Genomic DNA, 26176 nt, shown 5'->3' on the forward strand with positions numbered 1-26176 from the left:
GGAAGCGATGGACCAGTTCCGGCCAAATGATAGCGAAATACTTGCGGCGCTGCTCGAACGCGACCCCGGTCGCTTCGAACCATCGACGGCATTTCGCGTTGCTCAGCACGCAGCTGGCGATCATTTGACGGTGTCCTCACCCGTCGGCGTTTCGCCGGCTCCGCTTGCCGTCAGCGACTTCAAGAGGAAGGGCGCGACGGGATCGGTTAGGGCCAGCATGGCTGGCTTGCTCGGCCCGCTCGGCGCGATGCCACCGAGCTACAACGAGCTGGTGATCCGCGAACAGCGCAATCGGGCTCATGGCCTCTCGAGCTTCTTCGATCTCTTCACAAGCCGCCTCGCCGAGCTCTTCGTCGACGCAAGCGAGAAATATCGCCTTGCCCGGCGGCTGCGATGGAGCCCGGACAGAAGCGGCAATGCCTTCATCAGGGCGCTGTTCTCGCTGGCAGGCTTTGGTACGGCGCGGCTGAAGGAAAAGGTTCGCCCCGACGACGAGCTGATCCTCAGATTTTCCGGTTTCTTTGCGGCGCGAACCCGCAATGCGGTCAACCTGCAGGCCATGCTGCAGGAGTTCAGCGGCCTGCCGGTCGCGATTGAATTGTTCAAGGGCAGATGGCTTACCATTCCTGAAAGCGAGCGCAGCCGCATGGGGCAGCCGCAAGGCGTGCAGCTCGGCATCAACTCAATGGCGGGTGCCGCAATCCATGATTTCGGCGGCAGCTTCCGTGTCGTTGTCGGGCCGGTCGGCTATGAGGATTACCGATCTCTTTCCCCGGGCAGCGCCAACATCGATGCGCTCTTTGCCCTGACGCGGCTTTATGTCGATCCGTCGCTCGATTTCGACATCCAAGTGGTTCTGAAGAAGGAGCATATCCCTTTCTGCCAGCTCGGCGGAAGCGGTGATCCGCTGAGGCTTGGATGGAACAGCTGGGCACGCGTTGCCGCGGCGGACAGCGACAGCGACGATGCCATCATCGCCGAGCCACGTAAGGCGCAAGGACAATCCGACCGGGGAGACCTTCATGCGGCTTGAACTGCGGCAAACATCTGGGGAAGGTTCCAGCAAAGGATGGTTCTTCGAACGCGGCAAACGCACGCTTGGGCGGTCGCCGGACTGCGACTGGCAGGTTACCGATCAGCAGCGGTCGATCTCAAAGGTTCATTGCATGATCGAACGCGATCGTGCCGGCTTCCTCCTGCGCGACCAGAGCGCCAACGGGACCCGCGTGGACGGCGTGACCATTCTGGAAGGCGAGACGGCAAGGCTTGCGGATAAATCCAAGATCGCATTCGGCACCATCGCCTTCAACGTCGTCATCACCGGGGAGGCCGACCGCGATATCGACGATCCGGCGGACGATCTGCGTCTCAGCGATGAAACCATGACGATCTCGGCTATCTTGGCTGACATCGCGCCCGGCGGTGGCACGGCGACTGGCGTGCTCGGCCAGCGCAACGGCGACGACTGGATTGGAGCACTGCCGCAATCGTCAAAAAAGGGCAAGTCGCCAAGCAGGAACGTTGACATCGGCTGGAACGGCCCACCCGATGTCAACGGCATCAAGCCGGTGCTGCCGGACGATTGGAATTCGGATTTCGAGCTGGGCAGCCAGCTGGAACATGGCGCGGCGACACATGTTTCTGTGGCCGTTGCCCGCAGTTCCGGATCGGAGGCGGCCGAGAACGCCAAAACGATCATTCCCGCCAATGATATGCGAGCCGCCGATGATGCGGATCAAGGCGCGGACGATGCGAGTTTTGCGTTGCAATTCGATCCGCTGCGACAGCTTGAAGCGCTCGTTTCGACGCTGGAGCAGACACTGGACGACGAAGCGTCCGTTTTCGGAATTGAAGACAACCGGACTCACTCATCCGCTTCGCTGTTCAGCCGCGAACGGGCGGAGCAACTCGCCGACCGTCTTCGATCGCTGATTTCGAGGCAATCCACGCTTAATGCCGGCCTTGAAAACCTTGTTCGCGAAGCCAACCGGATGTTCGAACCCCGCATGGTCGAGGCGCATGTCGATGCTTCCCAACGCAAGGCGCTTTGGCGCGGCAGCGGCGACTACTGGAAGGCCTACCGCGCGCAGTTCGAAAGGGGCGGCAAAAGCATTTCGGTCCGCGATCTGCTGGCCGAGGCATTCAGCGCCTCCACCGACGGCCGCGACGACGACGATACCACCAGTTTGGCAGAGAGGACGGGCAACACCCGATGAAGAACGAAAATCGCGTGGCTTGGAGCGAGGGCATGTTCCTTCGCGTGCAGCATTTTCAGCAGGCCGACCGCTGGACAGAGCGGCTGGTCAGAACGACTGCGCGGGGGCTGGCACCCTACCCCTGGGGTATTGCAGAGATCGGCATCGATCGCAGCGCGCTCGCGATCGGCCAATTCGCACTGTCGAATCTGCGCGGCATCCTGCCCGACGGCACGCCGTTTGAAGCGCCGATCGATGCGGATCTGCCGCCGCCGCTGGAGCTCGACGATTCAACGAAGAACGCCATCGTCTATCTGGCACTGCCGACACGTCAGCCCGGCAGAGCCGACGTCGCCATGAACGGCAGCGCCATGCGCAACAGCGTTCGTATCACCGCCTCGCAATATGAAGCGCCGGATGCGAACTTGGAAACCGACTTCATGGCGCCGATCGATGTCGGCCGCCTGAGCCTGCGTTACCTGAAGACCGGCGACGAACTGGCCGGCTACGATCTGATCGGCCTTGCCCGTATCATCGAGGTTCGCTCCGACCGGTCGGTCATTCTCGATCCGGACTACATCGCGCCCTCGCTGAATTGTGCGGCCGAAGCGCGGCTGAACGAACTTATCACCGAATTGCTCGGCATCGTCCGCCACCGGGCTGAGGCGATCGCCGAACGCATCGGCGATCCCACGGTGCGCGGCACCGCGGAAGTCGGCGATTATTTTCTGCTGCATATCCTCAATCGCGCCGACCCCATGCTGCGCCATATCGCGGCGAATGCTTCGCGCATGCATCCGATGACCTTCTACGAAGAGTGCATCCAGCTTGCCGGCGAGCTTGCCACCTTCACGACCGACCGCAAGCGTGCCAGCGACTTTCCGCCCTATCGCCATGATGATCTGAAAGCGACATTTTCATCTGTTTTCAATGATCTGCGCGCGTCTCTTTCTGCAGTGCTCGAGCAGGCAGCCGTTGCAATCGAACTCATCGAGCGCCGTCACGACGTGCGTGTCGGGACCATCAACGACCGCTCGTTGCTCAAGGATGCCGGCTTCGTGCTTGCGGTCCGCGCCGAGATGTCGGCCGAGGATGTCAGGCGCAAGCTGCCCGCGCAGATCAAGATCGGGCCTGTGGAGCGCATTGCCGAGCTCGTCAATGTCGCGCTGCCCGGCATTCCCGTCAGGCCGCTTCCCGTATTGCCGCGGCAGCTGCCCTACCGGTCCGGCACGATCTACTTCGAACTCGATACAAAAAATCCGCTTTGGAAACAGCTTGATACCTCCGGTGCGATCGCGCTGCATCTTGCGGGCGACTTCCCTGGCCTGGAGATGGAACTGTGGGCTCTCAGAGAATGAACACACCGCGCTCAACACCCTGGCACGAGCTGCCGACGATCATCGAGCTGACCGAGGACGGCGCGCGCAAGAACGAAGCCGCCCGCAAGATGGCCGATATTCTCGATGAGGAGCTGGATAAGCAGCCGAACGACAAATCGGGCAATGCAGCCGGTGGCTGGTCCGTCGATGCCTTGATCCGCGGCTTTCGCTTCGGCGGTGATGACATTCCGACCATCGTGCGCTCGGCCGCACCATTGCTCAATCTTGCGCACAGCCTGCGCAACACCGAAAAACAGCCCGACATTGCCGAACTCAGGCGCGTGACGATCGACGCGGTCGGACGCTACGAGCGCGATCTTGCCAGCGCGCGCATTAGCCAGGAACGGGCACGCGCGGCGCACTATGTCATCTGTGCGACCATCGACGATGTGGTTTTGAGCAAGCCGTGGGGCGTGCGCGCCGGCTGGGCGCGATCTGGCCTGGTATCGACCTTCCACATGGACGTCACCGGCGGCGATCGCGTCTTCGATCTCCTGGACCATTTCCAGCAAAGCCCAGGCACCAACAAGGACCTGCTGCTTCTCATCTATCTCTGCCTGTCGCTCGCCTTCGAAGGCCGCACGCGCGTTTCGCCGCGCGGATCGCTGGAACTCGGGCGCATCCGTGACAGCCTCTACAAGACCTTGCTCGGTCAGTATGGCGTCTTCGAGCGCGAGCTTTCGCCGCATTGGCGCGGTGTTTCGGCCCGCCATAAGCCGCTGCGCACGGCTGTTGCGCTTTGGACGATCCTTTCCGTGCTCGCGCTTCTGTTTGCGCTCGGCTACATGTTCTTCACGCTGTCGCTCAACAACGCTTCCGACGCAACCTTCGAGCGCCTGGCCAACCTGCCGCCGCGCGATACGCCAAGCGTTCTGATCGACGCGCCGAAGCCGAAGGAAGTCGCCGTACAGACGCCGCCGCCTGTGAGGAAGCAGCCGGAGACACCGCCAGCGGTCAAGCCGCAACCGACGCCGCTCGACAATCTGCTCGCTTTCCTCCAGCCGGAAGTCGACCGCAAGCTGGTTACTCTGTCGAATTCCAATGGCAGGCTACTGGTGCGCATCAACAATTCCGGCCTGTTCGATACCGGCAGCGCTGAAGTCAGCACCAAATTCCGCGATCTCCTCCAGCGCATCGGCGGAGCGTTGGCGTCGGAAAAATTCCGCGCCGTCGTCGTCGGCTATACCGACAATGTGCCGATCCGCACCGCGCAGTTCCCGTCGAACTGGCATCTTTCGGAGGCTCGCGCCCGCGCCGTCGGCGATATCCTTGCCGCCTATGCCGGTAAGGAGGCCATCCTTACCGAAGGACGCGCCGATAGCGATCCGCTCGCAAGCAACGACACGGCGGAAGGACGCGAGGCTAACCGCCGGACGGAGATCCTTGTGCTGACAGATCCGACCCAGCGCCTTGGCGATGCGGCCCTCAATCCGCAGGCAACGCCCCAAACGCAGACCGGCAATACGCCGCCGTCATCTGCAACGATGACGGGAGGAGCCCGATGAATCCGCTTGGTGCGTTTTATACGCTTCGCTCCTACGTCTCGGCCTATGCCGGTCTTCTCGGCCAGCGCTTCATCTCGCTGATCTGGGTTGCGGCGATCTGCGTCGTTATCTGGTTCTACGGCTACATGGCCGGCTACGGCAGCTTCAAGCCGCTGGCAGGTACCGGCGCACGGATGATCGCGATTGGCGTGGTCATCGCGGCATGGCTTATCTATCTGCTGATCACGACGTTGCGCGCCCGCAAGCGTGACAAGGCGCTGATGGATGGCATTGCCGATGATGCCGCCAGCCAACAGGCGGAAGTGGGCGAAATCCATAGCCGCCTGAAGGAAGCCTTGCTGCTTCTGCGCCGTATCAGCAAGAAGCGTTTCGGCTATATCTACGAACTGCCCTGGTACGTCATCTTCGGCGCGCCGGGATCGGGAAAGACGACGGCCCTGACCAATTCAGGCCTAAAGTTCCCGCTTGGCGATGCCATGGGCAGCAACTCCGTGCAGGGTGCCGGCGGTACGCGCAACTGCAATTGGTGGTTCGCCGACGAGGCGATCCTGATCGACACCGCTGGCCGCTACACCACACAGGACGATTTGAATGGTGCGTCCAAGGCCGGATGGGAAGGTTTTCTCGGGCTCTTGCGCAAATACCGCCGCTCGCAGCCGATCAACGGCGCGCTCGTCACCCTCTCGATCGGCGACCTTCTCAGCCGCGATCACCAGGTACAGCTTGAAGAGGTGCGCTCCATTCGCAAACGCCTGTCGGAGCTTGACGAGTTCCTGCATGCACGCGTACCCGTCTATGTCGTCCTGACGAAGGCCGATCTTTTGACCGGCTTTGTCGAATTCTTCGACGGTCTTGCCAAAACCGATCGCGAGCAGGTCTGGGGCACGACCTTCAATCTCGACGAAAGCTATAAGGGCGAGAACCTGCCTGAACGTTTCATGGAAGAGTTCGCGCTGTTGCAGCAGCGGGTCGATGCCATGCTGATCGAACGCCTGCAGCAGGAGCCGAATATCGAGGTTCGCGGCCGCATCTTCCGTTTCCCGGCGGAGCTTGCCTCCCTGGGAGAGCGTCTGCTGGAGCTGTTGACCGAGCTTTGTGCCTCTTCCAACCTCATCGAATCCCCCCTCGTTCGCGGCGTCTATTTCGCTTCGGGCACACAGAGCCGGGAGACGGATACTCCGCGCACGCGCCGCAGCTATTTCCTATCGCGCCTGTTCAAGGAAGTGATCTTCGGCGAAGCCTCGCTGGTTGCCCGTGACAGGCGCCTGTCCGGCAGGCAAGCCATGATCAGGCGGATTGCCTATGGCGCAGCCGCTATCGCGCTGGCGATCGTCTTCACCGGCTGGACGGCAACCTATTTTCAGAACTCGCGCGCGATCGCCGCAGCCGAACGGCGTATCGACAATTACGAGAAGCTCGCAAGCGGCATTCAGGTTCGCGACGTGACCGACGCGGATTTCCTGCGGATCCTGCCGGCGCTCGACAATCTGCGCGCGGTCACCAGCGGTTTCGACGAGGCACGTGTCTGGCCGACGAGCTTCGGCCTCGACCAGGGGGATAAGATCGCCAGCCGCCAGCGCGGAGCCTATCAGCGCGCTTTGAACGCGCTTCTTCTGCCTCGCATGCTCGCGGCACTTCAAAATGAGCTCAAGCAGACATCGGATGTCCAGAAGACTTTCGATGCCTTGAAACTGTACGGCATGCTCGGTGGAATGGGACCGATCGATAAGGATTTCGTCTCTCAGCAATCGGAAGACATGTTTGCCGCGCTTTATCGTGAGGAAGGACGATCCGCTGCACGCAAGGCACTCCTGGGACATGTCGAAGCGATGGCTGCGGGCAATCTGCCGCAGATCGAGCTGGATAATGCCCTGATTGCCAAGGCGCGGGAGACGATTCACTCGCAAAGTCTTGCAGCCCGAGCCTATGACATCCTCATCCATTCCCGGCAGGCCCGCCAGCTTGATGCCTGGCTTCCCGCCGACGCATTGGGGCCGCTCGGAGCCCAGATTTTCCAGCGTAAATCCAAGGCAACGCTGCGTGAGGGCATTCCGGGAATTTTCACGGGCAAAGGCTATCGAGACGTGGTGCTACCGATGGTCGCGACCGCAGCCTCGGAAGCGCTCAAGGAGCAATGGGTCCGCGGCGACAGCGGTGCGGCTCCTTCGGGAATGACCGCGGACGCGATTTCCCAGGCGACGCTGCAGCTTTATTTCGACGCATTCCAGCAGCAATGGTCTTCGTTGCTGGCCGACCTTCAGGTACGCCCGTCGAGCAACCTTGCTGATGCGACCGAGACGGCGCGCATCCTGGCGGCCAATCCAAGCCCTGTGGAGATGGCGCTGAAATCCATAGCGGCCGCCACCGATCTGCGCCCTGCGGCAGGTGCCGCAATTGCCTCGCTTGACGATGTTCCGGATGCAGCGTTGACGGCCGCCACCACAGGCGCGATCAGCGCGCCCGATCCTTACGGTCCGTTGCGGGCCGCGCTCGAGGCGAATGCCGCCAATGCGCAACCGGCGTCCCAAGACGGCAAGGCCAATGGCAGCGATAAGCCGCGCTCCCAGATCCAGAGCCTCCAGCCGATCCTGCAGAACATCTATGGCCAGTTGTCACGCGCTGCGAATTCGACGGCAGAAGTGGCACGCGTCTTCGACGCCGGCGGCCAGCTCGCCAATGCCAATCAGGACTTGCTGCAGCAGGCCCGCGGGCTGCCGGCGCCCGCCGATGCATGGATGGTGGCGGTTGCCGCCGATATCGGGTCGCTGGCGGTCAAGACTGCCCGCGCCCGCATCAATGACCTCTGGGCTGCGGAGGGTGCCGATCTCTGCGCCCGCATCGTCACCGGTCGCTATCCCTTCGACCGCAAATCCGGCCAGGATATCGCCATGGCGGATTTCGTCCGATTGTTCGGACCGCAAGGCGTGTTCCAGTCTTTCTTCAAAAATCGGCTGGACGCATTTGTCGACACGAGCGCTCAGCCTTGGGGCTGGCGTGGCACCTTCGGCGGCGACAGCATACCCAGTCAGGCGATCGCGCAGTTCGAAAATGCCAGCAAGATCGAACATGCCTTCTTCCCCGCCGGCAGTGAGAAACCCTCGATATCGATCAATATCAAGCCCGTTTCGCTTTCGGACAGTGCCAATTCGGTGATGGTTGATATCGTCGGCGAGCACGTCGTTTATTATCATGGGCAAGTTGTGCCGAAATCCATCGCCTGGCCGCCGGCTGGCGCCGTTAACCAGTCCAATGTCAGATTTTTCCCCGGCGATCTGCAACCGGCCATCACACAGACCGGCGACTGGTCGCCCTTCCGCCTGTTCGATGCCGCCAAGGTGACGGTCCAGGCTCCCGATCTTTTCCGGGCTCGATTTGAAGACAAGGGCCAGACGGCGGAATTCGACGTGCAGTTCGGTTCGGTACTCAACCCCTTCCGGCTGCAGGCATTGTCCGATTTCAGCTGCCCGGCGCAATTCTGACGGTCCGCCATGAACGAACCGCTCGCCCGCACTCAATCGCCGATGCAAGCCGACGCGATCGGCTTTTTCGGAAAGTTGCCGACGCACGGAGATTTCGTTTCCTCAGCGCTCGGCTCGCGTCTCCAGAGCGAACTCGATCAATGGGTTCACAATGGCCTGATCGCACTCGAAGCAGCATTGGGATCGGATTGGCGCCGGCTGTTTCATGCAACGGCTGCCTGGCGCTTCGTCGTCAGCAAGGGCGTGTGGGCGCCGTCTGCTGTTGCAGGCGTTCTTCTGCCGAGCCGTGACCGCGTCGGCCGAAGTTTCCCTCTGATTATAGCCGCTCAATTGCAGCGCTTCTCCGGACAGCTGCGTGATCTGTGCGAAGATGATAGCTGGTTTACCGCTGCCGAAGCCCTGGCGGAGACCTCCGACAAGGCCGACTTCGAGATGCAACGTTTCGTCGAGGGCATCAAGCGGCTTCGCCCGCCATTCATCGATAAGCGATCGGCCACGACGCAGCTCGCGACCATAGGCAATGCCCCGGCGCCCGCATCTCTCTGGTGGCGCATCAGTCCCGGCACCCGCCACGGCAAGGGGTTTCGCACCGTGACCGCCCCCACGGCGCAGGATTTTGTCAAGCTCATCACGGCAGACACTCACAAGGTAGCCGAGACTGCCGAACCGGCGGTGCACCCGGTCGCCGCCAATCCGATCGAAGCGCCGCAAACGACGAAAGCGGCATGGTCAGATTTCGCAATAGCGCACAGCCATTCCAGCCATGCCGGCACACGCCTCTCACTGAATGCCGACGCGCTCCTTCTGAGTGCAGCACCGCATATCTACGCTATTGCGGATGGCGTCGGCGATGGCATCGGCGCCATTGAAGCGGCGCGGATCACAACAGGAATCCTCGCCGGCATTCCGCGGCGTGAGGCACTGCAGCTGCTGGTACAGGACATCAAAAGCAAGCTCAGCCATGCCCATGCGATCCTGCGCGCCAAGGGTGCCACCGCCGAACGCGAGCCTCCTGTCGCCAGCGTCGTGACCGCCGCATTGCTGGATGGCGAGTTCGCCGCGGTATGGGCGGGAGATGCACGCTGCTATCTGTTGCGCGATGGGATGATGCGGCTGTTGACCCACGACCATATCGACATCGGGTTGCGGCGAACACTTGGCCGAGCTCTGGGGCTGCAGGATCAATTCGTCTCGGAAACCGTTGGCGACCAGCTTCAACGCGGCGACCGGCTCCTGCTTGCAAGCGGTCCGCTTTCCCGCACGCTTACCGATCGCGTCATCGCCGAGATCCTGATCGAGACGCCGCTTGAACAAGCGGCCGAGGCGCTGATCCAGGAAGCGCTCATCGCCAATTGCCGCGAGAATGTCAGCGCGATCGTCATCGGCGCGACATGAGCGGCGATACAAACGACGAGGGCATGAAAAGGATTGCGGCCAGCTTTGCCGAGCTGCAGCATCTTCTAACCCATGACGGCGAAGCCGAACGGCCGAAAGGGATGCGCGATCTGCTGATCGATCGATTGCGCGATGCATTGGACCGGCGCCTGCCTTCCTTGCCCGATGGCGAGCCGGCTTTCATCGCCAATACCTTTCTCGTCGAGGCGGTTACGCACCGCAACGAACGGACGGAAATCAGCCGATTGCGCCACCGCGATCTCGGTACGCTCCATGCCATGAAAACCATCCCGGCGGATCGCTCAAGCGAGGCGACCGCCAAAGCCCTGCTGCTGCGTGAGGGAAGCATTGGCATGACGCTTCGCTGCAGCGGCCTTGCTTCCGCTCAGTGCGCCATCCGCCTGCCCGATGGGCGCCCGGCGCTCATCATGGAATGGATCGGGCCGTCCTTGTCGCAACGATTGACGAAAGGTTCTCTGTCGGCGGAGGATGTCAGAGCGACGGCGAAATCCATGCTTGCCGGACTGAGCGCGATCCATCATGCCGGTTATGTCCACGGAGATATTTCCCCGGCTAATCTTCTGCTTCGAGATGGCAATCTCAATCAGCTGAAAATCGCCGATTTCGGCACGGCGGCAGAATGTGGAACTCGATACCGCGATCTCGATATCGCCAAGGCGGTGACGCCGGGATTCACCGCGCCAGAAGTTTCTGGCGGTGCCGCCATGCAGTTCAGTGCCGACCTCTTTTCGGCCGGACGGGTCATGAACCTGCTTCTGGAACATTGCCGCGAGAACGGGGAATCGATCGCGGCAATAAAGGCGACCGCCCGGCATCTGGCGGACCCCGCTCCTTCCCGGAGGCCGCCGAACGCGATGGCGGCCCTTGCCTTGATAGAGACAGTCTAGTTCGAACCCTGTCAGTTCGACGATGAACTGCCCGGCAGCGGGGCAGCAGCCGTCGGCACACTCTTCTGATAGACGGTCAACAGCTTGGCAAAATCGACGGTGTCTGCGTTGCTGGCGAAAATCGTGTCGCCATCCTGCATCTTGAACTGCTGCATCAGCACGAAATTCGAGACTTGCTTGAGGTTGACGCTGTAGATGACCGGCTTGACCGAAACGACAGTCGGCGCACTGGCACTCTTGGCGAGGCTCGACGCAACCTGCGAATAGATCTTCTGGTTGCGGAAAAGGTAGAAGTTGCGGGAGTCCGCGCGATCATCGAGCATGCCGCCGGCGCGGGCAAGCGCCTGCGCCAAGGTGGTCTGGCCGGGTTCCAGCGGGAACTCGCCGACGCTCTTGAAGGCGCCAAGTGCCGTAAAGGTCTGCGAGGTGCCATTGACGAACAGCTGATCGCCCGGCAGGAGGCGCACGTTCTGCTTGTTATCCTGAAGGATGCGGTCCAGCGGCGCGCTCGCCCTTTGTGAGCCGCGCGTCAGCGTCACGGTCGTGTTGGCCGGTGCCGAGGAAGCGCCGCCGGCAAGGGCGAGTACGTCAAGCACGCGCTCTCCGCGCGCCGTCAGCGGGAAGCGGCCGGCAGAACGAACCTTGCCATCGACCGTTACGGCGCTGGACGGTTTGTCGACGACCGTCACGACAGCCTGAGGGTTGACCGAGGAGCCTTTAAGGGCAGTGACGATCTTCGACTGCAGCCCTTCCGGGGTCGAATCGACGACGCGCTGTTTGCCGACATAGGGCATGGTGACGAAACCGCGGGAATCGACGGTGAAGCGGCCGAGATTGAGCGATTTGCTCTGCGTGGCGGACAGCAATCCGTCCTCGCCGGTATCCAGCACCGTTACGTCGAATACGTCGCCCGGACGCAGACGGGCATCAGAATAGCCGCCAGAGCGCAGGCTCGTAAGCCCCTGATCAGTGGGCGAATAGGACGGCGCAACAACCTGTGCGCCCATCGGAGCTTCAGAGAGCGGCACGACCGGAATCTTCCGCTGCGTATCGGGCATCCTTGCATTGCGAATATTGAGGGCGCTTGGCCCATCAGACGGCCCTGCACAGGCGCTGAGGACAACCAAGGGTAAAATCGCCGCCCATTTCCGCATTCCGGAATCTCCTTCGGATGTTAGAAGCTAGGGAGAAATATCAACCACAAGGCGGGAGGCAATATGCGGGGCTAATAAATAATGAATTGTGACAGTTCGGTTGTTTACCATTGTGTCCAAATGGCAACCGATTGCGGTCCCGAGCGCCAAAACGCGTCTCCTACAACAACGGTCGGAAGGCGATCCTGCACCGAAATATCAGCGCCAATGCGAATCATGAGCAACCGTAGCGATAGAGAATGCGGAAAGAAAACACGCAAGCCCCATTGCAATTCGAGCGTGTCGACCTAATTCCACCGGTGCCACTTCTACAAGGCACGAAGAATGATTTTTCCGTCGAAATCTTCCACTTTTACGGGTCCTTTCCAGTGGATGATTTCCCCCCAAAGATAGTAGGGTTATCGACCGGAAAGGCCGGGTAGTCTTTCGCGGCAGCAAGAAGGCAATATAAACATGCTCGCACGAATAGCTTGCGCATTGGCGCTTGGAGTTCTTTCGGCCGCTCCGGCGTTCGCCGACGCCTGCTCGGATCACTATGAGAGCAGCGGCGTGCCGCTCGTTACCGGCATCACCTACAAGACCTGGATGGTCTTTCCATCCGTCAATCCCAATGCCGCCTTTGACAAAGTATCCCGCGCCGTCCTGGCAGAAGGCTTCGTCGACGTGAACGTCGAAAAGAAGCTCGGCACGCTGACCGCGCAACAGGAAACCAGCGGCTCCGGCAGACCACAAACCCTGCGGGTCGTCGTTCGCAAGAACGGCAAGGGCAGCCGCGTCGATGCGCTGTTCATCGTGCAAGCCGGACAAGTGGCGCCCGGCGTCAGCAAGAACCTCTGCCGTATCGTAAGCGCGGTCGGCGAATAGACCCGGCTCCGACAAAGCTACTTCCTCACGCAAACAGATCGCAGCGCTATTCATTCCCGCGCCGAGGCTGCCTGACAGTCTCGGACGGCATCTCGCCGAAGGATTGATAGTAAAGTGCCGCGAAGCGGCCCATATGAGAAAATCCCCAATCGCGAGCGATGTCGGCAACCAGCCGCGAATGGCCCGAATCCATCAGAGTTCTGCGCGCCCCCTGCAGCCTTATGTTGCGCAGATAGCCAAGGGGCGTTGTGTTCTTGAACTGCTGAAACGCCGCCTGCAAGGACCGCACGCTCGTTCCGGTTTCCCGCGCGATATCGGCCATTCTGATATCCGCACCGGTATTGGCGTGCATATATTCCATTGCGCGCTTCAACTGCCTCGGGATGGCCGGTGATGCCGGTCGCAGCAATTGTGCCGAATAGTTGTGCGGGACGGTTTCAAGCAAAGCGATCATCATCGCCTGCAGGAGGTTCTCGCTGAATGCAGCCGAGGATCGTTCTGCGCCGCCTGCCGTGAGATCCTGCCAGATGATATTTGCAAGCGCTGCGATCTGCATCCCTCGCCCGGACGTCAGGTCGACCGGACCGGTAAATTTCAAATCATCTCGAACCGGTGCGCCCAGCAGCTCGCTGAGCTGCCGGACCATAGCCGGCTTTTCGAAAGCGATACCCATATGGCCGCGCTGTTCGAACAATGTCAGATGTTCGAAAGATGACATATCGGCCAGCAGACCCCTGCCCGGCAGCGACTCCAGCTGCCGCCCCTCCGTGTCGATCAGCATCTTGCCAGCGGTCGGCAGATAAAGGCCGTAAGCATCGGGACCGCCGGACAGCTTCACGCTCATGCCGGAATGACATTTGCCGCGCCAGACGCTGCAGGAACCGATCGTGTAATGACGATCCGCCACCGAAATCGTGCCGCGCCCATTGAGTGGCTCGACAATGGCAGGAAACAGGGTTCTCGCATAATGCGCCGTCATCTCCTCGGCATCGGCCTTGTCGACTTTGAACACCGAGCGCGTCGCGTAGGTCAAATAATCCCCTCATGTGCTGCATCAGCGGATCATCTTTCAGACTTCAATTATTTCCCTGAAAGTAAATCCTCGCCCACATCCCCGTATGAAATAACCTTGGATGATAAACAAAATCAATTCGCCAAACAATAAATATTACAATTGCAACCATGTGGATATATCAGCATATCATCACTGTATACATTTTGATTATACTTATATTATTTCATAATATGATCTGACCTTCAGGAATATATTTTATGCCTAAACCAATATCTCGGTTAATACGTCAACTTCCTCACGCGCTGACGCCCGGCGCCTGAGTATTCCTCGGCCGCCGTTCAGCCTCTTGACGGAATGTTATCGATAACATAGCCTCTTCCTATCGAAGCTTTGGGAGGAGCAGGATGAACGACGGAAAGCTGCTCGAATTTTCCGACATCACCAAGGAATTTGGCGGAACGCGCGCACTGTCGAATGTATCTCTCGACCTGCAGCGGGGCGAAATTCTCGCGCTTCTCGGAGAGAATGGCGCGGGCAAATCGACGCTCATCAAGACATTGGCTGGCATCTACAAGCCGGATGGTGGGCAGATCCTGTTTCGCGGCAAGCCCTATCACCATCGCCCGCCACAACCTAACCAGCGCCAGCCGGTCGCCTTCATCCATCAGGATCTTGGACTGATCGAATGGATGACCGTGGGCGAGAATGTCGGCCTTGCGCAGGGCTATTCCCTGCGCGGCAAACTGATCGACTGGCGGGCGACCGAACGGCGCACCGCGGAAGCACTGAAACTCGTCGGCTGCGATTTCGATCCGTCGACCCGCGTGCAGGAGCTGACCCGCACGGAAAAATCACTTGTGGCAATCGCCCGCGCACTCGCTGTCGAAGCCGATGTGCTGGTGCTTGACGAACCCACCGCCAGCCTGCCCGCCGATGAAGTCGAGAAGCTCTTTGCCGCCATCCGCCCGCTGAAAGAGCGCGGCGTGGCCATGATCTACGTCTCGCATCGCCTCGATGAGATCTTCCGTATCGCCGACCGCGTCGCTGTGCTGCGTGACGGCCAGCTGGTAGGCCAGAAGCCTGTTTCCGAGACGACGCCGGATGAACTTATCCGCATGATCGTCGGGCGTAAGGCTGACCAACTGTTCGTCAAAGCGGAAAGAAGCGCAGGCCCTGCGATCGTTTCCGTGAAAGAGCTTTCCTGCCGCGGCGCAGGACCTGTATCCTTTGATATCCGCCAGGGCGAACTGCTCGGTCTGGTCGGTTTGCGCGGCGCGGGTCAAGAATTGATCGGACGCGCGCTGTTCGGTTGCGAGCCATCGCAAGGTGCGGTGCGATTGAATGGGACGGTACCAGACCTTTCCAGCACCGTCGCTGCGATGGCTTCGGGTATCGGGCTGATCGCCAGGGATCGGACCGAAGAGTCTGTCGCCATGTCGCTCAGCCTGCGCGAAAATACGTTCCTCAATCCGGGCGCCTCCGGCCGAAGCCTGTTTTCATTTCTGTCCCCGCGCCGCGAAGCCGAAGCCGCCTATTCCCTCGGCAGCCGCGTCGGTCTCCGACCCAACGATCAGAGCCTTGCCATCGAAGCCCTATCCGGCGGCAATCAGCAGAAGGTGGTTGTGGGACGATGGCTGGCGACAGGCCGCAAATTGCTGATCGCCGAGGATCCGACTGCCGGCGTCGATGTTGGCGCCAAGGCTGACATCTATCGGTTGATCGCCGAGGCGGTCGAGGCGGGCCTCGCCGTTATCGTCGTCTCCACGGATTTCGAGGAAATCGCCCATATCTGCCATCGTGCCCTGGTGTTTTCGCGCGGGAGGATCGTGCGCGAACTCAGCGGCGCCGACCTTACAACGCCGGCGGTCATCGCCGCCGCATCTGCATCAGAAGCGGCCTGAACCGGAGGAGAACACCATGCAATCGATCGAATCCAACGCGCTCGAGCCGACCCGCGCCGAGCTTTCGGCCATGAGCTTCGGCCAGAAGATCCAGCGCCTGTTGCCCGTCTATGGCCTCGTCATCCTGACGGTCTTCCTGATCCTGCTTTTTTCCATTCTGCTGCCGCAGACATTCCCGACGATGCTCAACCTGCGTTCGATCATTTCGGACAAGACGATCATCGCCATCCTGTCGCTTGCGGCGATGATCCCGATGGCAGCAGGGCGCATCGACTTGACGATCGGCTATGGCATCGTGCTCTGGCATGTGCTGGCGATCAGCCTGCAGACGATGTTCGGGCTGCCCTGGCCGGTTGCCGTCCTCATCGTCATAGCGCTTGGCGCATTGACCGGCTTCCTGAACGGCCTGCTGGTGGAAATCGCCAAGATCGACAGCTTCATCGCAACACTCGGCACCGGCACGGTCCTCTACGCCATCGCGCTCTGGCATACGGGCGGCCGGCAGGTTGTGGGCATGTTGCCGCAAGGGTTTTATGCGCTGAACGGCACCATGGTCTTCGGCCTGCCGATCACGGGCATCTATGTTCTCGCCCTTGCCTTCGTCATGTGGATCGTTCTCGAATATCTGCCGATCGGCCGTTACATCTATGCGATCGGCGCCAATCCAAAGGCTGCCGCCCTCAATGGCATTCCCGTCCGCCGCTTCGTCATCGGCGCCTTCGTCACCTCGGGTACCCTTGCCGCCATCGCCGGCGTCCTCCTGGCGTCGAAGCTGCGCATCGGTCAGGCAAGCGTCGGGCTTGAATATCTGCTGCCTGCATTGGTCGGCGCATTCCTCGGCTCAACCACCATCAAGCCGGGTCGCGTCAACGTCTGGGGCACGATGATCGGCGTCATCATCCTGGCGGTCGGCATTGCCGGCATCCAGCAGTTCGGCGGCTCCTTCTATGTCGAGCCTCTGTTCAACGGCGTCACCCTGCTCGTTGCCATCGGCATTGCCGGCTACGCGCAGCGCCGCCGCAGCCATGCAGGGCGCATGGCGCCGGCCCAGGCACCGCAACTTTCCGCCAAGCCGGCGGAAAAATGAAGATCATCTGAAGTTCGAATGTCCAAAGGGAGGAGAAGACATGAACCGTAGACAATTCCTGCAGGCCACGACAGCGGTGCTGGTGCTATGCGCCGGCCAGGCCGATGCCGATCCGTTGGCGGATGCGAAGGCCGTCGTCGACAAATACGCGACCCCGGTCACCAAATGGGACGGCCCGACCACGGGTCCGAAAGCTCAGGCCGGCAAGACCATCGTCGTTTTGGCGGGCGACCTGAAGAATGGCGGCATTCTCGGCGTCAGCAATGGCGTCGAGGAAGCAGCAAAGGCGATCGGCTGGCAAGTGAAGGTTCTCGATGGCGCGGGCTCCATCGGCGGCCGCACGGCCGCCTTCGGTCAGGCGATAGCGCTGCAGCCTGCCGGTATCATCATCGATGGCTTCGATGCCGTCGAACAGGCTCCGGCACTGGAACAGGCAAAGGCCGCCAAGATCCCGCTGGTCGCCTGGCATGCCGGCCCGACCATCGGCCCGGACGACAAGAACGGTCTCTTCGCCAATGTCAGCACCGACGCCATGGAAGTCTCGAAGGCGGCCGCCGACTGGGCCTTCGTCGATGCCAAGGGCAAGCCCGGGGTCATCATCTTCACCGACTCCACCTATGCGATCGCCATCGCCAAGGCGGACAAGATGAAGCAGGAGATCGAACGGCTGGGCGGCAAAGTGCTGGAATATGTCGATACTCCGATCGCAGAGACGTCGCAGCGCATGCCACAGCTCACGACATCCCTCCTTCAAAAATACGGTGACAGCTGGACCCATTCGCTTGCCATCAACGACCTTTATTTCGACTTCATGGGGCCATCGCTTGCCTCCGCTGGCAAGAGCGGCACCGATGCACCGATCAACGTCGCTGCCGGCGATGGCTCGCAATCGGCCTATGAGCGCATCCGCGCTGGCCAATATCAGAAGGTCACCGTTGCCGAACCCCTTAATCTCCAGGGCTGGCAATTGGTCGATGAACTCAATCGCGCCTTTGCTGGTGAAAAATGGTCCGGCTATCTCTCGCCGCTGCACGTCGTGACGGCAGATAATATCCAGTCCGATGGCGGCCCGAAGAACACCTTCGATCCGGACAACGGTTACAAGGACGAGTATAAGAAGATCTGGGGAAAATGATCATCGCCTGAATGAGGCCAGCCTCTCGAAGGGCTCCTAGCTTTACCTACTGGCATCGGCAGCAAAACCCGGCACAGAAACCGGGTTTTGCGGCAGTTCTCTCATAGAAGTGCCGTTATCGCGCCCACAATCTACAGAGACCTGTCCGGCAACCCATTCACTGAAGGCGCAGCTAGTCGGATTGCGTTGAATCCTTCCGCGTCTGAAGGGGGCACAAAATACCTGGTGATTTCATCGAATTGTGCATCGGAAGCTGCAAAATCGTGCGTCCCAGCAGCATTACGCGCACGCAGGCGCGCCTTGCAAAGCTCATCCGGCACATCGAGGAAATACAGCCTGTGATCAGCGCCTGCCATTTCAAAAAGTGTTCGCATCCAGGACCGGAGAGCCGGTGTATTCGCAGGAAAATCCAGGACGACCGATACGCCGATCCGCAGCAGATCCGAAACGACGGGACCGATAGCATCGCGCAGCCGCCGGGAATAACGGATATAGTCTGCGACATCGTTCAGTTCTGTGCCGAAAAGGCGGCTCATCCACCAATCCTCGCTGAGGATGATGGTAGATGGCATTTGGCCAAGTTCGGCCGTCAAGGTCGATTTTCCCGCTGCTATTTTTCCGCAGAGCATATGAAGCGTCGGCCGCGCCGTCTTTGCTTGATGATCTGACATGTCCGTCTCCAGTTAAGGCCCCAGAAACGGAACAAAAAACCCGCCTCGGGGCGGGTTGCATCGTTTGAACAAAGAATGCGCAAAACCCACCATTCAATGAATGGTGCGAATAATCGGCAAGTTGTGGCTGCAAAGCTTGTCCATGCAGCTCGTATAGCACCAGTCTTGCCACGATCCAATCCGCAAAACGGAGAGACCAGAGCAGCACGACCTCGCTGAAATATGCGTCAAAGTATCCGGCTGCTATCACGCGCAATCAGTTCCGGCATAATCTTGACATCGGGTACCGGCTGCATGCCATCGAGAATATCCAGGATCAGTTGCGCAGTCCGCTCGCCGATTTCGCGTGCAAAGGCGTTGATCGTCGTCAAGGTCGGCACGCAGACCTCGCCGATCTCATAATTACCGAAACCGCCGATGGAAAAGCGTTCGGGCACGGGAATTCCTAGCCGACGACATTCGGTGAGTGCACCGTAGGCCGCAAGATCCGAGACGCAGACGACAGCTTCCGTATCGGGATAGAGCTCGATCAGCTTCGCCATGGCATTGGCACCTTCCCGCATCGAGATTGGCGGCGATCCGGCTGCAATCAGCCTGGAAGCATCGAGACCATGCGCCTGCATGGCGGCGATGAAGCCAAGCCGGCGTTCGCTGCCGCGTGAATCCCGCTGGACATCACCACCGATGAAGGCGATGCGGCGACAGCCGAGTGCGACGAAATGATCGACCATATCGCGCATCACGGCCCTGTTGGAAAAGCCGACATAGTGGCCGATCGGATCGGTCGGGATATCCCAGGTCTCGATCACGGGGATCGCAACGGTCTGCAGAAGTTTACGCGCTCGCTCCGTATGCGTGCCGCCGGTCACGACGATCGCTTGCGGCTTGCGGCGAAGCAGCTGCTCGATCAGCCGCTCCTCCTCCTCGACATTGTAGTTCGTGTAGCCAAGCAGGATCTGCATGTCCCGCTTGGACAAGGTGTCCGAGAGGCCGCCGACCGTATCCGCGAAGTTGGCATTGTTGATGGAGGGAATGGTGACGGCGACAAAGCCGGACTTTTGCGAACGCAGGTTGGACGCTGTACTGTCGAAAACATAGCCCAGCTCCTCCGCCGTTCGCAGGATCGCCTCTCGCGTCTCCGGACTGACCAGGCTATCGGCCTTGAAGGCACGCGACACGGTCATGGGAGAAACTCCCATGACGCGGGCTATGTCTGCCATGGTCGGCGTTTTGCGATCGTTACTCATCAATGGCCTATGTTATCGTTACCATCAGAGTAATATGCCTCTTCGCAGAATGGCAAGAGGCGCTTTCAGCTATCCCGCCATGCGCGCAAGACGCCACCGGCGCTGCGAACCGGAAAGCATCTTGCGATGGCGTTCTATAGCTGGAATTCATGGGCAAGCGTCACATGATGATGGATGCGTCCTTCGAAAAAGCGAGAGAGAACCGCTTCCGTCGCCGCACGTGCTTCGGTGCGCACCGGGCTTGCGAGGGCTTTCTCCACGGCGGCCATGTCCGGATAGTTGACAGCCAGAATCATCGGGAACTCCGGAGCGCCTTCATCGCGCGCCTCGGCAAAGGTAACCCGCACATCGAGGGCACCTGGAAACTGCTTCCACTTCGGCAGGATGGTTTCCATGACGGCCGTCCGAAACGCCTCTGCCTCCCCTTCCCTGATCTTGCCTTCGAATAATGCGTATCGGGTAATCATCCGGCGATCTCCTTGTTCGGCCCTTTGAAGAATTCCATCAGTGCCGCCTGATCTTCGCCGCCAAGCCCGGAAGCCGTCAGCATACGGTGTATCTCGGCACAGACGGCCGTCAGCGGCATGGCGGTATTGGTCCTGCGGGCCAGATCCTGAGCGCCGTTCAGATCCTTGACCATGTTGTCAATCCGACCTGTACGGCGATAATCCTTGGCGACGTAGCGAGGCATGTATTCCTGCAGGATGGCGCTATCGGCCCTGCCGCCTTTCAGCGCCTGCGGAATTTTCGCTGCATCGACGCCGGCATCGAGCGCCAGTTGCGTCGCTTCCGCGACCGCAAGGAAGTTCAAGGCGCAAAGAACCTGATTGATGAGCTTCGTGGTCTGACCGGCGCCGACAGGCCCCATATGCGTATAGTTCGAGGCCACATGGCGCAGGACTTGATGCGCGTCCGCGACATCCTGCTCGCTGCCGCCGGCCATCAGCGTCAATTGCCCGATCAGGGCCTTCGGCGCTCCACCGGACAGCGGGCTATCCACCCAGCGCAATCCCTTTTCCGCAGCTTCTGCGGCTAGAGCCTTGGTTGCATCGGGGTCGATCGACGACATGTCGATGATCAGCGTGCCCGCTCTTGCACCCGCGGCAACGCCTTCAGGCCCGAATATCGCGGCATGGACGATCTTCGGCGAATTGAGGCTGAGGATGACAAAATCGGAAACGGCAGCAGCTGTCGCCGCACTCGCGGCAGCCGTGGCACCTTTTGTGGTCAGAGCCGCAACCTTATCCTTGTCGAGATCGAAAACCGTCAGCTGATTGCCGGTTTCCGCCAGGCGGGCGCCGATCGCGCCGCCCATTGCACCGGCGCCGATCAGCGCCACCTTGCTGCTCATGATTGCGTCTCCTCCAATGCAATTAAGATGGCCGCAACGACTTGATCCAGCGGCTGATCGATATCGACGGCGATCGCCTGCTCGTCGGTGCCCGGCGGCTCGAGCGCGGCAAATTGACTATCGAGCAAGGCCGGCGGCATGAAGTGATCGCGCCTTGCCTGCAGGCGCTTCAGGATCGTTTCCCTTGAGCCGGCGAGATGGATGAACGAAACCGGTGCACCGACAACCTCGCGGATCCGGTCACGATAGATGCGCTTCAGCGCCGAACATCCGATCAATGCCGTATCATCCGCCAAAGCCAGGCATTGACCGATCTTGTCAAGCCAGGGCCATCGATCGGCATCCGTCAGAGGAATACCGGCGCTCATCTTGGCGACGTTGGCCGCGGGATGAAGATCATCCCCATCGACATAGATGCCGGCTAAGCGCGCTGCGAGCGCCGAGCCGACCGACGACTTGCCGCAGCCGCTGACGCCCATAATGACGAAGCGGCGCAGCGCAGCGCCATCAAAGCGAAGCTGTGATACCGCCGTCGACATAGAGCACATGACCGTTGACGAAGGAGGAGGCATCGGAAGCAAGGAAAATGCAGGCGCCGACCAATTCTTCGACGCGGCCCCAGCGGCCGGCCGGCGTACGCTTTTCGAGCCATGCCGAGAAATCGGCATCCGCAACGAGGGCTGCGTTCAGCGGCGTATCGAAATAACCGGGCGCGATGGCGTTGCATTGCAGCCCATGCTTGGCCCAATCCGTCGCCATGCCCTTCGTCAGATTGCCGACGGCGCCCTTGGTTGCCGTGTATGGCGCGATCGAGGGCCGTGCCAATGCCGTCTGCACGCTTGCGATGTTGATGATCTTGCCGGCGCCGCGCTTGATCATATGACGGGCAACCGCCTGGCCGACATTGAAGACGCTCGAGATGTTCGTCCGCAGAAGCCGCTCGAAGGCATCGGCGGGAAAATCCTCCAGCGGCGAGCGAAACTGCATGCCGGCATTGTTGACGAGAATGTGGATTGCCCCCATCTCGGCCTCGAACGCATCGACGGCCTGACGCGCCGCCTCGTGATCGGTGGCATCGAATGGCAACACATGCACCTTGCCCACAAAGCCTTCGGCCGCCTTGGCAAGCTTTTCCTTGTCGCGGCCGTTGAGCACCAGCTCGGCGCCGGCAGCCGCCAGGCCCTTGGCGAGCGCAAGCCCGATACCCTGGGAAGAACCCGTCACCAGGGCGCGCCGCCCTTTCAGATCGAAAAGACCAAGAGACATCGTTTCCTCCGTTTTTTATCTCGACAATGGTCGCCTCCCCTGTTTATGTTATCGATAACATTCGATGTCAAGGGAGGACCCGTAAGATGAACAAGCCACCGATCCTGCAGATTGGCCCCTACCCGCAATGGGATCAAGAGCCGCTCGACGCAGCGTTTCAGGTTCATCGCTATTTCGAGGCTGCCGACAAGGGCAAGTTGCTCGCCGAGGTCGGACCATCGATCAGGGGCATTGCGACGCGCGGCGAACTCGGTGCCAACCGCGCCATGATCGAGGCGTGCCCCAAACTGGAAGTCATTTCTGTTTATGGCGTCGGCTTCGACGCCGTCGACCTGCAGGCCTGCCGCGAGCGCGGCATTCGCGTCACCAACACCCCCGACGTCCTGACCAATGATGTCGCCGACCTCGGGATTGCGATGATGCTCTGCCTGTCACGCGGCATGATCGGCGCGGAGACATGGGTGCGTGATGGCAGCTGGGCGCAAAAGGGACTTTACCCCCTCAAGCGCCGCGTCTGGGGACGGCGGGCCGGCGTGCTCGGTCTTGGCCGCATCGGCTTCGAAGTCGCCAAACGCCTGAAGGGCTTCGACATGCAGATTGCCTATTCGGACGTCGAGGCGAAATCCTACGCCTCCGACATGACCTTCGTGGCCGATCCCGTCGAGCTCGCGACACAATCGGATTTCCTGTTCGTCACGCTCGCCGCTTCAGCAGCGACGCGGCATATTGTCGGTCATAAGGTGATCGAGGCGCTCGGCCCGGAAGGGATGTTGATCAACATCTCCCGCGCGTCCAATATAGACGAAGAGGCATTGCTTGACGCGCTGGAGACCGGCAAGCTCGGATCGGCAGCACTCGACGTCTTCGAAGGCGAGCCGAAACTCAATCCGCGCTTCCTGGCGCTAAACAATGTGCTGCTGCAGCCTCACCATGCGTCCGGCACGGTCGAGACGCGCAAGGCCATGGGTAAGCTCGTGCGCGACAATCTCGCCGCACATTTCGCCGGCCAGGCGCTGCCGACACCCGTTCTTTGAGGAGAAAGACATGAAGGCCATCATCGCCCACGCCGCCAAGGATGTGCGGATCGAGGACTATCCGGAGGAAGAACCGGGTGCAGGGGAAGTCAAGCTGAGGCTTGCAACCGGCGGCGTCTGCGGCAGCGACCTGCATTACTATCATCACGGCGGCTTCGGCACCGTGCGTCTGAAGGAGCCGATGATCCTTGGGCACGAGGTCAGCGCGACCGTCACCGCGCTTGGCCCCGGCGTGCAAGGGCTCGAGATCGGTCAGCTCGTCGCGGTTTCGCCCTCCCGCCCTTGCCGGACTTGCCGCTACTGCCTGCAGGGACTGCCCAACCAATGCCTCAACATGCGTTTCTATGGCAGCGCCATGCCCTTCCCGCACATTCAGGGTGCGTTCCGCGAGACGCTGGTTGCCGATGCTATCCAATGCGTGCCGGCCGATGGCCTGACGCCGGGCGAGGCGGCCATGGCGGAACCCTTGGCCGTGACCTTGCACGCCACGCGACGCGCGGGCGAGATGCTCGGCAAACGCGTTCTCGTGACCGGCTGCGGCCCGATCGGCGTCCTGTCGATCCTCGCCGCGCGTCGCGCTGGTGCCGTCGAGATCGTGGCAACCGATCTTTCGGATTTCACCTTGTCTCTTGCCAGGCAAGCGGGTGCCGACAGGGTCATCAACACGAAGAACGAGCCCGAAGCGCTTGCCGCCTACTCTGCGGACAAGGGCACTTTCGATGTGCTCTATGAATGCTCGGGCGCGGCGGCGGCCCTTGCCGGCGGTATTGCGGCACTGAGACCGCGAGGGATTATCGTACAGCTTGGTATCGGCGGCGACATGAGCTTGCCGATGCTCGCAATCACGGCCAAGGAACTGGAATTGCGGGGTTCCTTCCGCTTTCACGAGGAGTTCGCCGTCGGCGTCGATCTGATGCGCAAGCGTCTCATCGATGTGCGGCCGCTCATCACCCATACGGTACCGCTTGCCGACGCGATCAGCGCCTTCGAGATCGCTTCGGATCGAAGCCAGGCCATGAAGGCGCAGATCGCCTTCACCTGAGCCGAAACGGCGCGAAATCCATCGATTGAAAACGAAAATGGATTTCGCGCTTACATCCGATCTAGTCGAGATCGGCGCCGATCGCTTTGAGTGCCGAGCGGGCAACCTGCTCGTCTTGCTCGCCGGACCCCGAACCAACACCGATACCGCCGATAAGCGTGCCGCCGACGCGGATTGGGAAGCCTCCGCGCAAACCCGTCATACCGCCATGGGTCGCGATTGCCAGCGGCACTCGCGCATGTTCCGGCAGCGAATGGCTCGGCCCGCCAATGGAAGCAGCCGTCTGAGCCTTGGCGGTGGCGCTCTTCAGCGACTGAAAGCGCGAACCGCGCATGCGAAAGGAACCGAGCGTCACGCCGGATTGATCGACGATGACGATGCATTGCGGCTGCCCCATCTGCGAAGCAGCCGAGATCGCAGCGGTCAACAACGTCATCACCCCTTCGTCACTCAAGACACTCGACGTCAGAACATGGCTCATGCACTATCCTCCCGACTTGCGGACTCTATTGAATATGTTATCGATAACACATCGATCTCTCGATGTAACCTTATGGGAGGTATTGTTACAATGTCGTTCTTCGAGACCATGGACCCGGCCTTCGGGAAATTTGTTCTTGGCAATGCTCCCGTCAAGCAGATCGCCACTGGTTTCGACTGGGTGGAAGGGCCTGTCTGGTTTGGAGATCTGAACTGCCTGCTCTTCTCGGATATCCCCAATAACCGCATCATGCGCTGGATACCGGGGCTCGGCACCAGCGTCTTTCGCGAACCCTCGAATTTCTCGAACGGCCATACGCGTGACCGGCAGGGCCGGCTTGTGAGCTGCGAGCACGGCGGCAGACGCGTCACGCGGACAGAACATGACGGTTCGATCACGGTTGTCGCGGATCGCTATCAGGGCAAACGCCTGAATTCACCCAACGACGTGATCGTCGCCTCTGACGGCGCCATCTGGTTCACCGATCCGCACTACGGCATCGCGACGGACTACGAAGGATACAGGAGTGAGCAGGAGCTGCCCTGTAATGTTTATCGCGTCGATCCCGACGGCTCCATGCAGGCCGCCCTGACGGATTTCAACTGCCCGAACGGGCTCGCCTTCAGCCCTGACGAGAAGAAGCTCTATGTCGCCGATACCGGTCGTATGCATGGCAACGATCCGCAGCATATCCGCATCTTCAATGTCGGTGAAAACTGGCGGCTGTCCGGCGGTGAAGTATTTCATGTGATTTCACCGGGCTGCGCCGACGGCATGCGCCTCGACAGCGATGGCAATCTCTGGTCGTCGGCCGCTGACGGTGTGCATTGCATCGCCCCCGACGGCCATCTCATGGGCAAGATCCTGGTGCCGGAAACGGTTTCCAACCTCTGCTTCGGTGGCCGCGGCAAACACAAGCTGTTCATCACGGCGACGACCAGCGTCTATTCGATCTCGCTCAACCGAAGCGGTGCACTTTAACGCCAAGCTGCGACCGCATTACGAAACGATCCGTAGAGCGGCGCAGCAACAATGGCAGCCTTATCGAGGCTCTGGAAAAGCCAGCG

General features: G+C 60.6%; 23 protein-coding genes. 14 read left to right on the forward strand and 9 right to left on the reverse strand.

Going from position 1 to position 26176, the window contains the following annotated elements; genetic code table 11:
• Nucleotides 1-7 precede the first annotated feature (7 nt).
• The 7 genes from tssG to GA0061103_RS32165 are packed head-to-tail and all read left to right on the forward strand — an operon-like array spanning nucleotide 8 to nucleotide 10861.
• Nucleotides 8-1033, forward strand: coding sequence for a type VI secretion system baseplate subunit TssG (tssG, locus tag GA0061103_RS32135; protein WP_092719440.1), 1026 nt, complete (start codon nucleotides 8-10; stop codon nucleotides 1031-1033).
• The gene (locus tag GA0061103_RS32140) at nucleotides 1023-2216 is read left to right on the forward strand and encodes an FHA domain-containing protein (RefSeq protein ID WP_167376680.1); all 1194 of its coding nucleotides are present in this window, start codon (nucleotides 1023-1025) and stop codon (nucleotides 2214-2216) included. Before tssG ends, GA0061103_RS32140 begins: the two co-directional genes overlap by 11 nt.
• Entirely contained in the window at nucleotides 2213-3553 is a 1341-nt protein-coding gene (gene tssK, locus GA0061103_RS32145; RefSeq protein ID WP_092719447.1) for a type VI secretion system baseplate subunit TssK, read from the forward strand. The genes GA0061103_RS32140 and tssK overlap by 4 nt, the downstream gene beginning before the upstream one ends.
• Nucleotides 3550-5079 (forward strand): type VI secretion system protein TssL, long form, encoded by a 1530-nt coding sequence (tssL, locus tag GA0061103_RS32150; protein ID WP_092719450.1) that lies wholly within the window; start codon nucleotides 3550-3552, stop codon nucleotides 5077-5079. The genes tssK and tssL overlap by 4 nt, the downstream gene beginning before the upstream one ends.
• Nucleotides 5076-8558, forward strand: coding sequence for a type VI secretion system membrane subunit TssM (tssM, locus tag GA0061103_RS32155; protein WP_092719453.1), 3483 nt, complete (start codon nucleotides 5076-5078; stop codon nucleotides 8556-8558). The genes tssL and tssM overlap by 4 nt, the downstream gene beginning before the upstream one ends.
• A gap of 9 nt (nucleotides 8559-8567) precedes the next feature.
• On the forward strand, nucleotides 8568-9953 hold the full coding sequence (gene tagF / locus GA0061103_RS32160; protein WP_092719456.1) for a type VI secretion system-associated protein TagF: 1386 nt from the start codon (nucleotides 8568-8570) through the stop codon (nucleotides 9951-9953).
• Entirely contained in the window at nucleotides 9950-10861 is a 912-nt protein-coding gene (locus GA0061103_RS32165; protein WP_092719460.1) for a protein kinase domain-containing protein, read from the forward strand. Before tagF ends, GA0061103_RS32165 begins: the two co-directional genes overlap by 4 nt.
• An 11-nt stretch (nucleotides 10862-10872) precedes the next feature.
• Here the strand turns inward: GA0061103_RS32165 and GA0061103_RS32170 are convergent, their stop codons facing one another.
• Nucleotides 10873-12015, reverse strand: coding sequence for a polysaccharide biosynthesis/export family protein (locus GA0061103_RS32170; RefSeq protein WP_092719465.1), 1143 nt, complete (start codon nucleotides 12013-12015; stop codon nucleotides 10873-10875).
• Nucleotides 12016-12468: 453 nt separating this feature from the next.
• Between GA0061103_RS32170 and GA0061103_RS32175 the strand changes: the two genes are divergently transcribed.
• Entirely contained in the window at nucleotides 12469-12879 is a 411-nt protein-coding gene (locus GA0061103_RS32175; RefSeq protein ID WP_092719469.1) for a hypothetical protein, read from the forward strand.
• A gap of 46 nt (nucleotides 12880-12925) precedes the next feature.
• Here GA0061103_RS32175 and GA0061103_RS32180 read toward each other — a convergent pair whose 3' ends face one another.
• Nucleotides 12926-13912, reverse strand: a complete 987-nt coding sequence (locus tag GA0061103_RS32180) for an AraC family transcriptional regulator (protein ID WP_167376681.1) — start codon at nucleotides 13910-13912, stop codon at nucleotides 12926-12928.
• Between the two features lie 386 nt (nucleotides 13913-14298).
• Here GA0061103_RS32180 and GA0061103_RS32185 point away from each other — a divergent pair, with 386 nt between their 5' ends.
• Genes GA0061103_RS32185 through GA0061103_RS32195 form a run of 3 tightly spaced genes read left to right on the forward strand, consistent with a single transcriptional unit; the run spans nucleotide 14299 to nucleotide 18017 of the window.
• Complete coding sequence (locus GA0061103_RS32185) at nucleotides 14299-15795, forward strand: sugar ABC transporter ATP-binding protein (protein ID WP_092719473.1); 1497 nt, start codon at nucleotides 14299-14301, stop codon at nucleotides 15793-15795.
• A 16-nt stretch (nucleotides 15796-15811) separates the two neighbouring features.
• The gene (locus GA0061103_RS32190) at nucleotides 15812-16882 is read left to right on the forward strand and encodes an ABC transporter permease (RefSeq protein WP_075855867.1); all 1071 of its coding nucleotides are present in this window, start codon (nucleotides 15812-15814) and stop codon (nucleotides 16880-16882) included.
• A 40-nt stretch (nucleotides 16883-16922) separates the two neighbouring features.
• Nucleotides 16923-18017, forward strand: a complete 1095-nt coding sequence (locus tag GA0061103_RS32195; RefSeq protein WP_092719477.1) for an ABC transporter substrate-binding protein — start codon at nucleotides 16923-16925, stop codon at nucleotides 18015-18017.
• 131 nt (nucleotides 18018-18148) lie between these two features.
• Here GA0061103_RS32195 and GA0061103_RS32200 read toward each other — a convergent pair whose 3' ends face one another.
• The 6 genes from GA0061103_RS32200 to GA0061103_RS32225 form a co-directional block, all read right to left on the reverse strand.
• Complete coding sequence (locus GA0061103_RS32200) at nucleotides 18149-18688, reverse strand: P-loop nucleotide/nucleoside kinase family protein (protein ID WP_092719480.1); 540 nt, start codon at nucleotides 18686-18688, stop codon at nucleotides 18149-18151.
• A gap of 227 nt (nucleotides 18689-18915) precedes the next feature.
• Nucleotides 18916-19935, reverse strand: a complete 1020-nt coding sequence (locus GA0061103_RS32205; protein ID WP_092719483.1) for a LacI family DNA-binding transcriptional regulator — start codon at nucleotides 19933-19935, stop codon at nucleotides 18916-18918.
• A gap of 134 nt (nucleotides 19936-20069) precedes the next feature.
• Nucleotides 20070-20402 (reverse strand): hypothetical protein, encoded by a 333-nt coding sequence (locus GA0061103_RS32210; protein ID WP_092719488.1) that lies wholly within the window; start codon nucleotides 20400-20402, stop codon nucleotides 20070-20072.
• Entirely contained in the window at nucleotides 20399-21286 is an 888-nt protein-coding gene (locus GA0061103_RS32215) for an NAD(P)-dependent oxidoreductase (RefSeq protein WP_092719491.1), read from the reverse strand. Before GA0061103_RS32215 ends, GA0061103_RS32210 begins: the two co-directional genes overlap by 4 nt.
• A complete protein-coding gene (locus tag GA0061103_RS32220; RefSeq protein WP_092719495.1) occupies nucleotides 21283-21825 on the reverse strand; it encodes a gluconokinase in 543 nt (180 codons plus the stop codon). The genes GA0061103_RS32215 and GA0061103_RS32220 overlap by 4 nt, the downstream gene beginning before the upstream one ends.
• Nucleotides 21794-22552 (reverse strand): SDR family oxidoreductase, encoded by a 759-nt coding sequence (locus GA0061103_RS32225; RefSeq protein WP_092719498.1) that lies wholly within the window; start codon nucleotides 22550-22552, stop codon nucleotides 21794-21796. The genes GA0061103_RS32220 and GA0061103_RS32225 overlap by 32 nt, the downstream gene beginning before the upstream one ends.
• Nucleotides 22553-22638: 86 nt before the next feature.
• Between GA0061103_RS32225 and GA0061103_RS32230 the strand changes: the two genes are divergently transcribed.
• Nucleotides 22639-23586 (forward strand): 2-hydroxyacid dehydrogenase, encoded by a 948-nt coding sequence (locus tag GA0061103_RS32230; protein WP_092719501.1) that lies wholly within the window; start codon nucleotides 22639-22641, stop codon nucleotides 23584-23586.
• 10 nt (nucleotides 23587-23596) lie between these two features.
• Entirely contained in the window at nucleotides 23597-24628 is a 1032-nt protein-coding gene (locus GA0061103_RS32235; protein WP_092719504.1) for an L-idonate 5-dehydrogenase, read from the forward strand.
• Between the two features lie 61 nt (nucleotides 24629-24689).
• Here the strand turns inward: GA0061103_RS32235 and GA0061103_RS32240 are convergent, their stop codons facing one another.
• Nucleotides 24690-25109, reverse strand: coding sequence for a GlcG/HbpS family heme-binding protein (locus tag GA0061103_RS32240; RefSeq protein ID WP_092719507.1), 420 nt, complete (start codon nucleotides 25107-25109; stop codon nucleotides 24690-24692).
• Between the two features lie 90 nt (nucleotides 25110-25199).
• Between GA0061103_RS32240 and GA0061103_RS32245 the strand changes: the two genes are divergently transcribed.
• Nucleotides 25200-26090, forward strand: a complete 891-nt coding sequence (locus tag GA0061103_RS32245) for an SMP-30/gluconolactonase/LRE family protein (RefSeq protein ID WP_092719510.1) — start codon at nucleotides 25200-25202, stop codon at nucleotides 26088-26090.
• Nucleotides 26091-26176: the final 86 nt, after the last annotated feature.

The sequence above is a fragment of the Martinezella multihospitum genome (assembly GCF_900094585.1).
Taxonomy (GTDB): Bacteria; Pseudomonadota; Alphaproteobacteria; order Rhizobiales; family Rhizobiaceae; genus Rhizobium; species Rhizobium multihospitium.

Bases quoted from the DNA above. Each gene is read 5' to 3' on its own strand.
- GA0061103_RS32210 (WP_092719488.1), bottom strand. From the start codon at position 20,402: ATGATTACCCGATACGCATTATTCGAAGGCAAGATCAGGGAAGGGGAG.
- GA0061103_RS32230 (WP_092719501.1), top strand. From the start codon at position 22,639: ATGAACAAGCCACCGATCCTGCAGATTGGCCCCTACCCGCAATGGGAT.
- GA0061103_RS32175 (WP_092719469.1), top strand. From the start codon at position 12,469: ATGCTCGCACGAATAGCTTGCGCATTGGCGCTTGGAGTTCTTTCGGCC.
- GA0061103_RS32140 (WP_167376680.1), top strand. From the start codon at position 1,023: ATGCGGCTTGAACTGCGGCAAACATCTGGGGAAGGTTCCAGCAAAGGA.
- GA0061103_RS32200 (WP_092719480.1), bottom strand. From the start codon at position 18,688: ATGTCAGATCATCAAGCAAAGACGGCGCGGCCGACGCTTCATATGCTC.
- tssG (WP_092719440.1), top strand. From the start codon at position 8: ATGGACCAGTTCCGGCCAAATGATAGCGAAATACTTGCGGCGCTGCTC.
- GA0061103_RS32225 (WP_092719498.1), bottom strand. From the start codon at position 22,552: ATGTCTCTTGGTCTTTTCGATCTGAAAGGGCGGCGCGCCCTGGTGACG.
- GA0061103_RS32235 (WP_092719504.1), top strand. From the start codon at position 23,597: ATGAAGGCCATCATCGCCCACGCCGCCAAGGATGTGCGGATCGAGGAC.
- GA0061103_RS32245 (WP_092719510.1), top strand. From the start codon at position 25,200: ATGTCGTTCTTCGAGACCATGGACCCGGCCTTCGGGAAATTTGTTCTT.
- tssK (WP_092719447.1), top strand. From the start codon at position 2,213: ATGAAGAACGAAAATCGCGTGGCTTGGAGCGAGGGCATGTTCCTTCGC.
- GA0061103_RS32205 (WP_092719483.1), bottom strand. From the start codon at position 19,935: ATGAGTAACGATCGCAAAACGCCGACCATGGCAGACATAGCCCGCGTC.
- GA0061103_RS32170 (WP_092719465.1), bottom strand. From the start codon at position 12,015: ATGCGGAAATGGGCGGCGATTTTACCCTTGGTTGTCCTCAGCGCCTGT.
- tssM (WP_092719453.1), top strand. From the start codon at position 5,076: ATGAATCCGCTTGGTGCGTTTTATACGCTTCGCTCCTACGTCTCGGCC.
- GA0061103_RS32240 (WP_092719507.1), bottom strand. From the start codon at position 25,109: ATGAGCCATGTTCTGACGTCGAGTGTCTTGAGTGACGAAGGGGTGATG.
- tssL (WP_092719450.1), top strand. From the start codon at position 3,550: ATGAACACACCGCGCTCAACACCCTGGCACGAGCTGCCGACGATCATC.
- GA0061103_RS32220 (WP_092719495.1), bottom strand. From the start codon at position 21,825: ATGTCGACGGCGGTATCACAGCTTCGCTTTGATGGCGCTGCGCTGCGC.
- tagF (WP_092719456.1), top strand. From the start codon at position 8,568: ATGAACGAACCGCTCGCCCGCACTCAATCGCCGATGCAAGCCGACGCG.
- GA0061103_RS32190 (WP_075855867.1), top strand. From the start codon at position 15,812: ATGCAATCGATCGAATCCAACGCGCTCGAGCCGACCCGCGCCGAGCTT.
- GA0061103_RS32215 (WP_092719491.1), bottom strand. From the start codon at position 21,286: ATGAGCAGCAAGGTGGCGCTGATCGGCGCCGGTGCAATGGGCGGCGCG.
- GA0061103_RS32185 (WP_092719473.1), top strand. From the start codon at position 14,299: ATGAACGACGGAAAGCTGCTCGAATTTTCCGACATCACCAAGGAATTT.
- GA0061103_RS32195 (WP_092719477.1), top strand. From the start codon at position 16,923: ATGAACCGTAGACAATTCCTGCAGGCCACGACAGCGGTGCTGGTGCTA.
- GA0061103_RS32165 (WP_092719460.1), top strand. From the start codon at position 9,950: ATGAGCGGCGATACAAACGACGAGGGCATGAAAAGGATTGCGGCCAGC.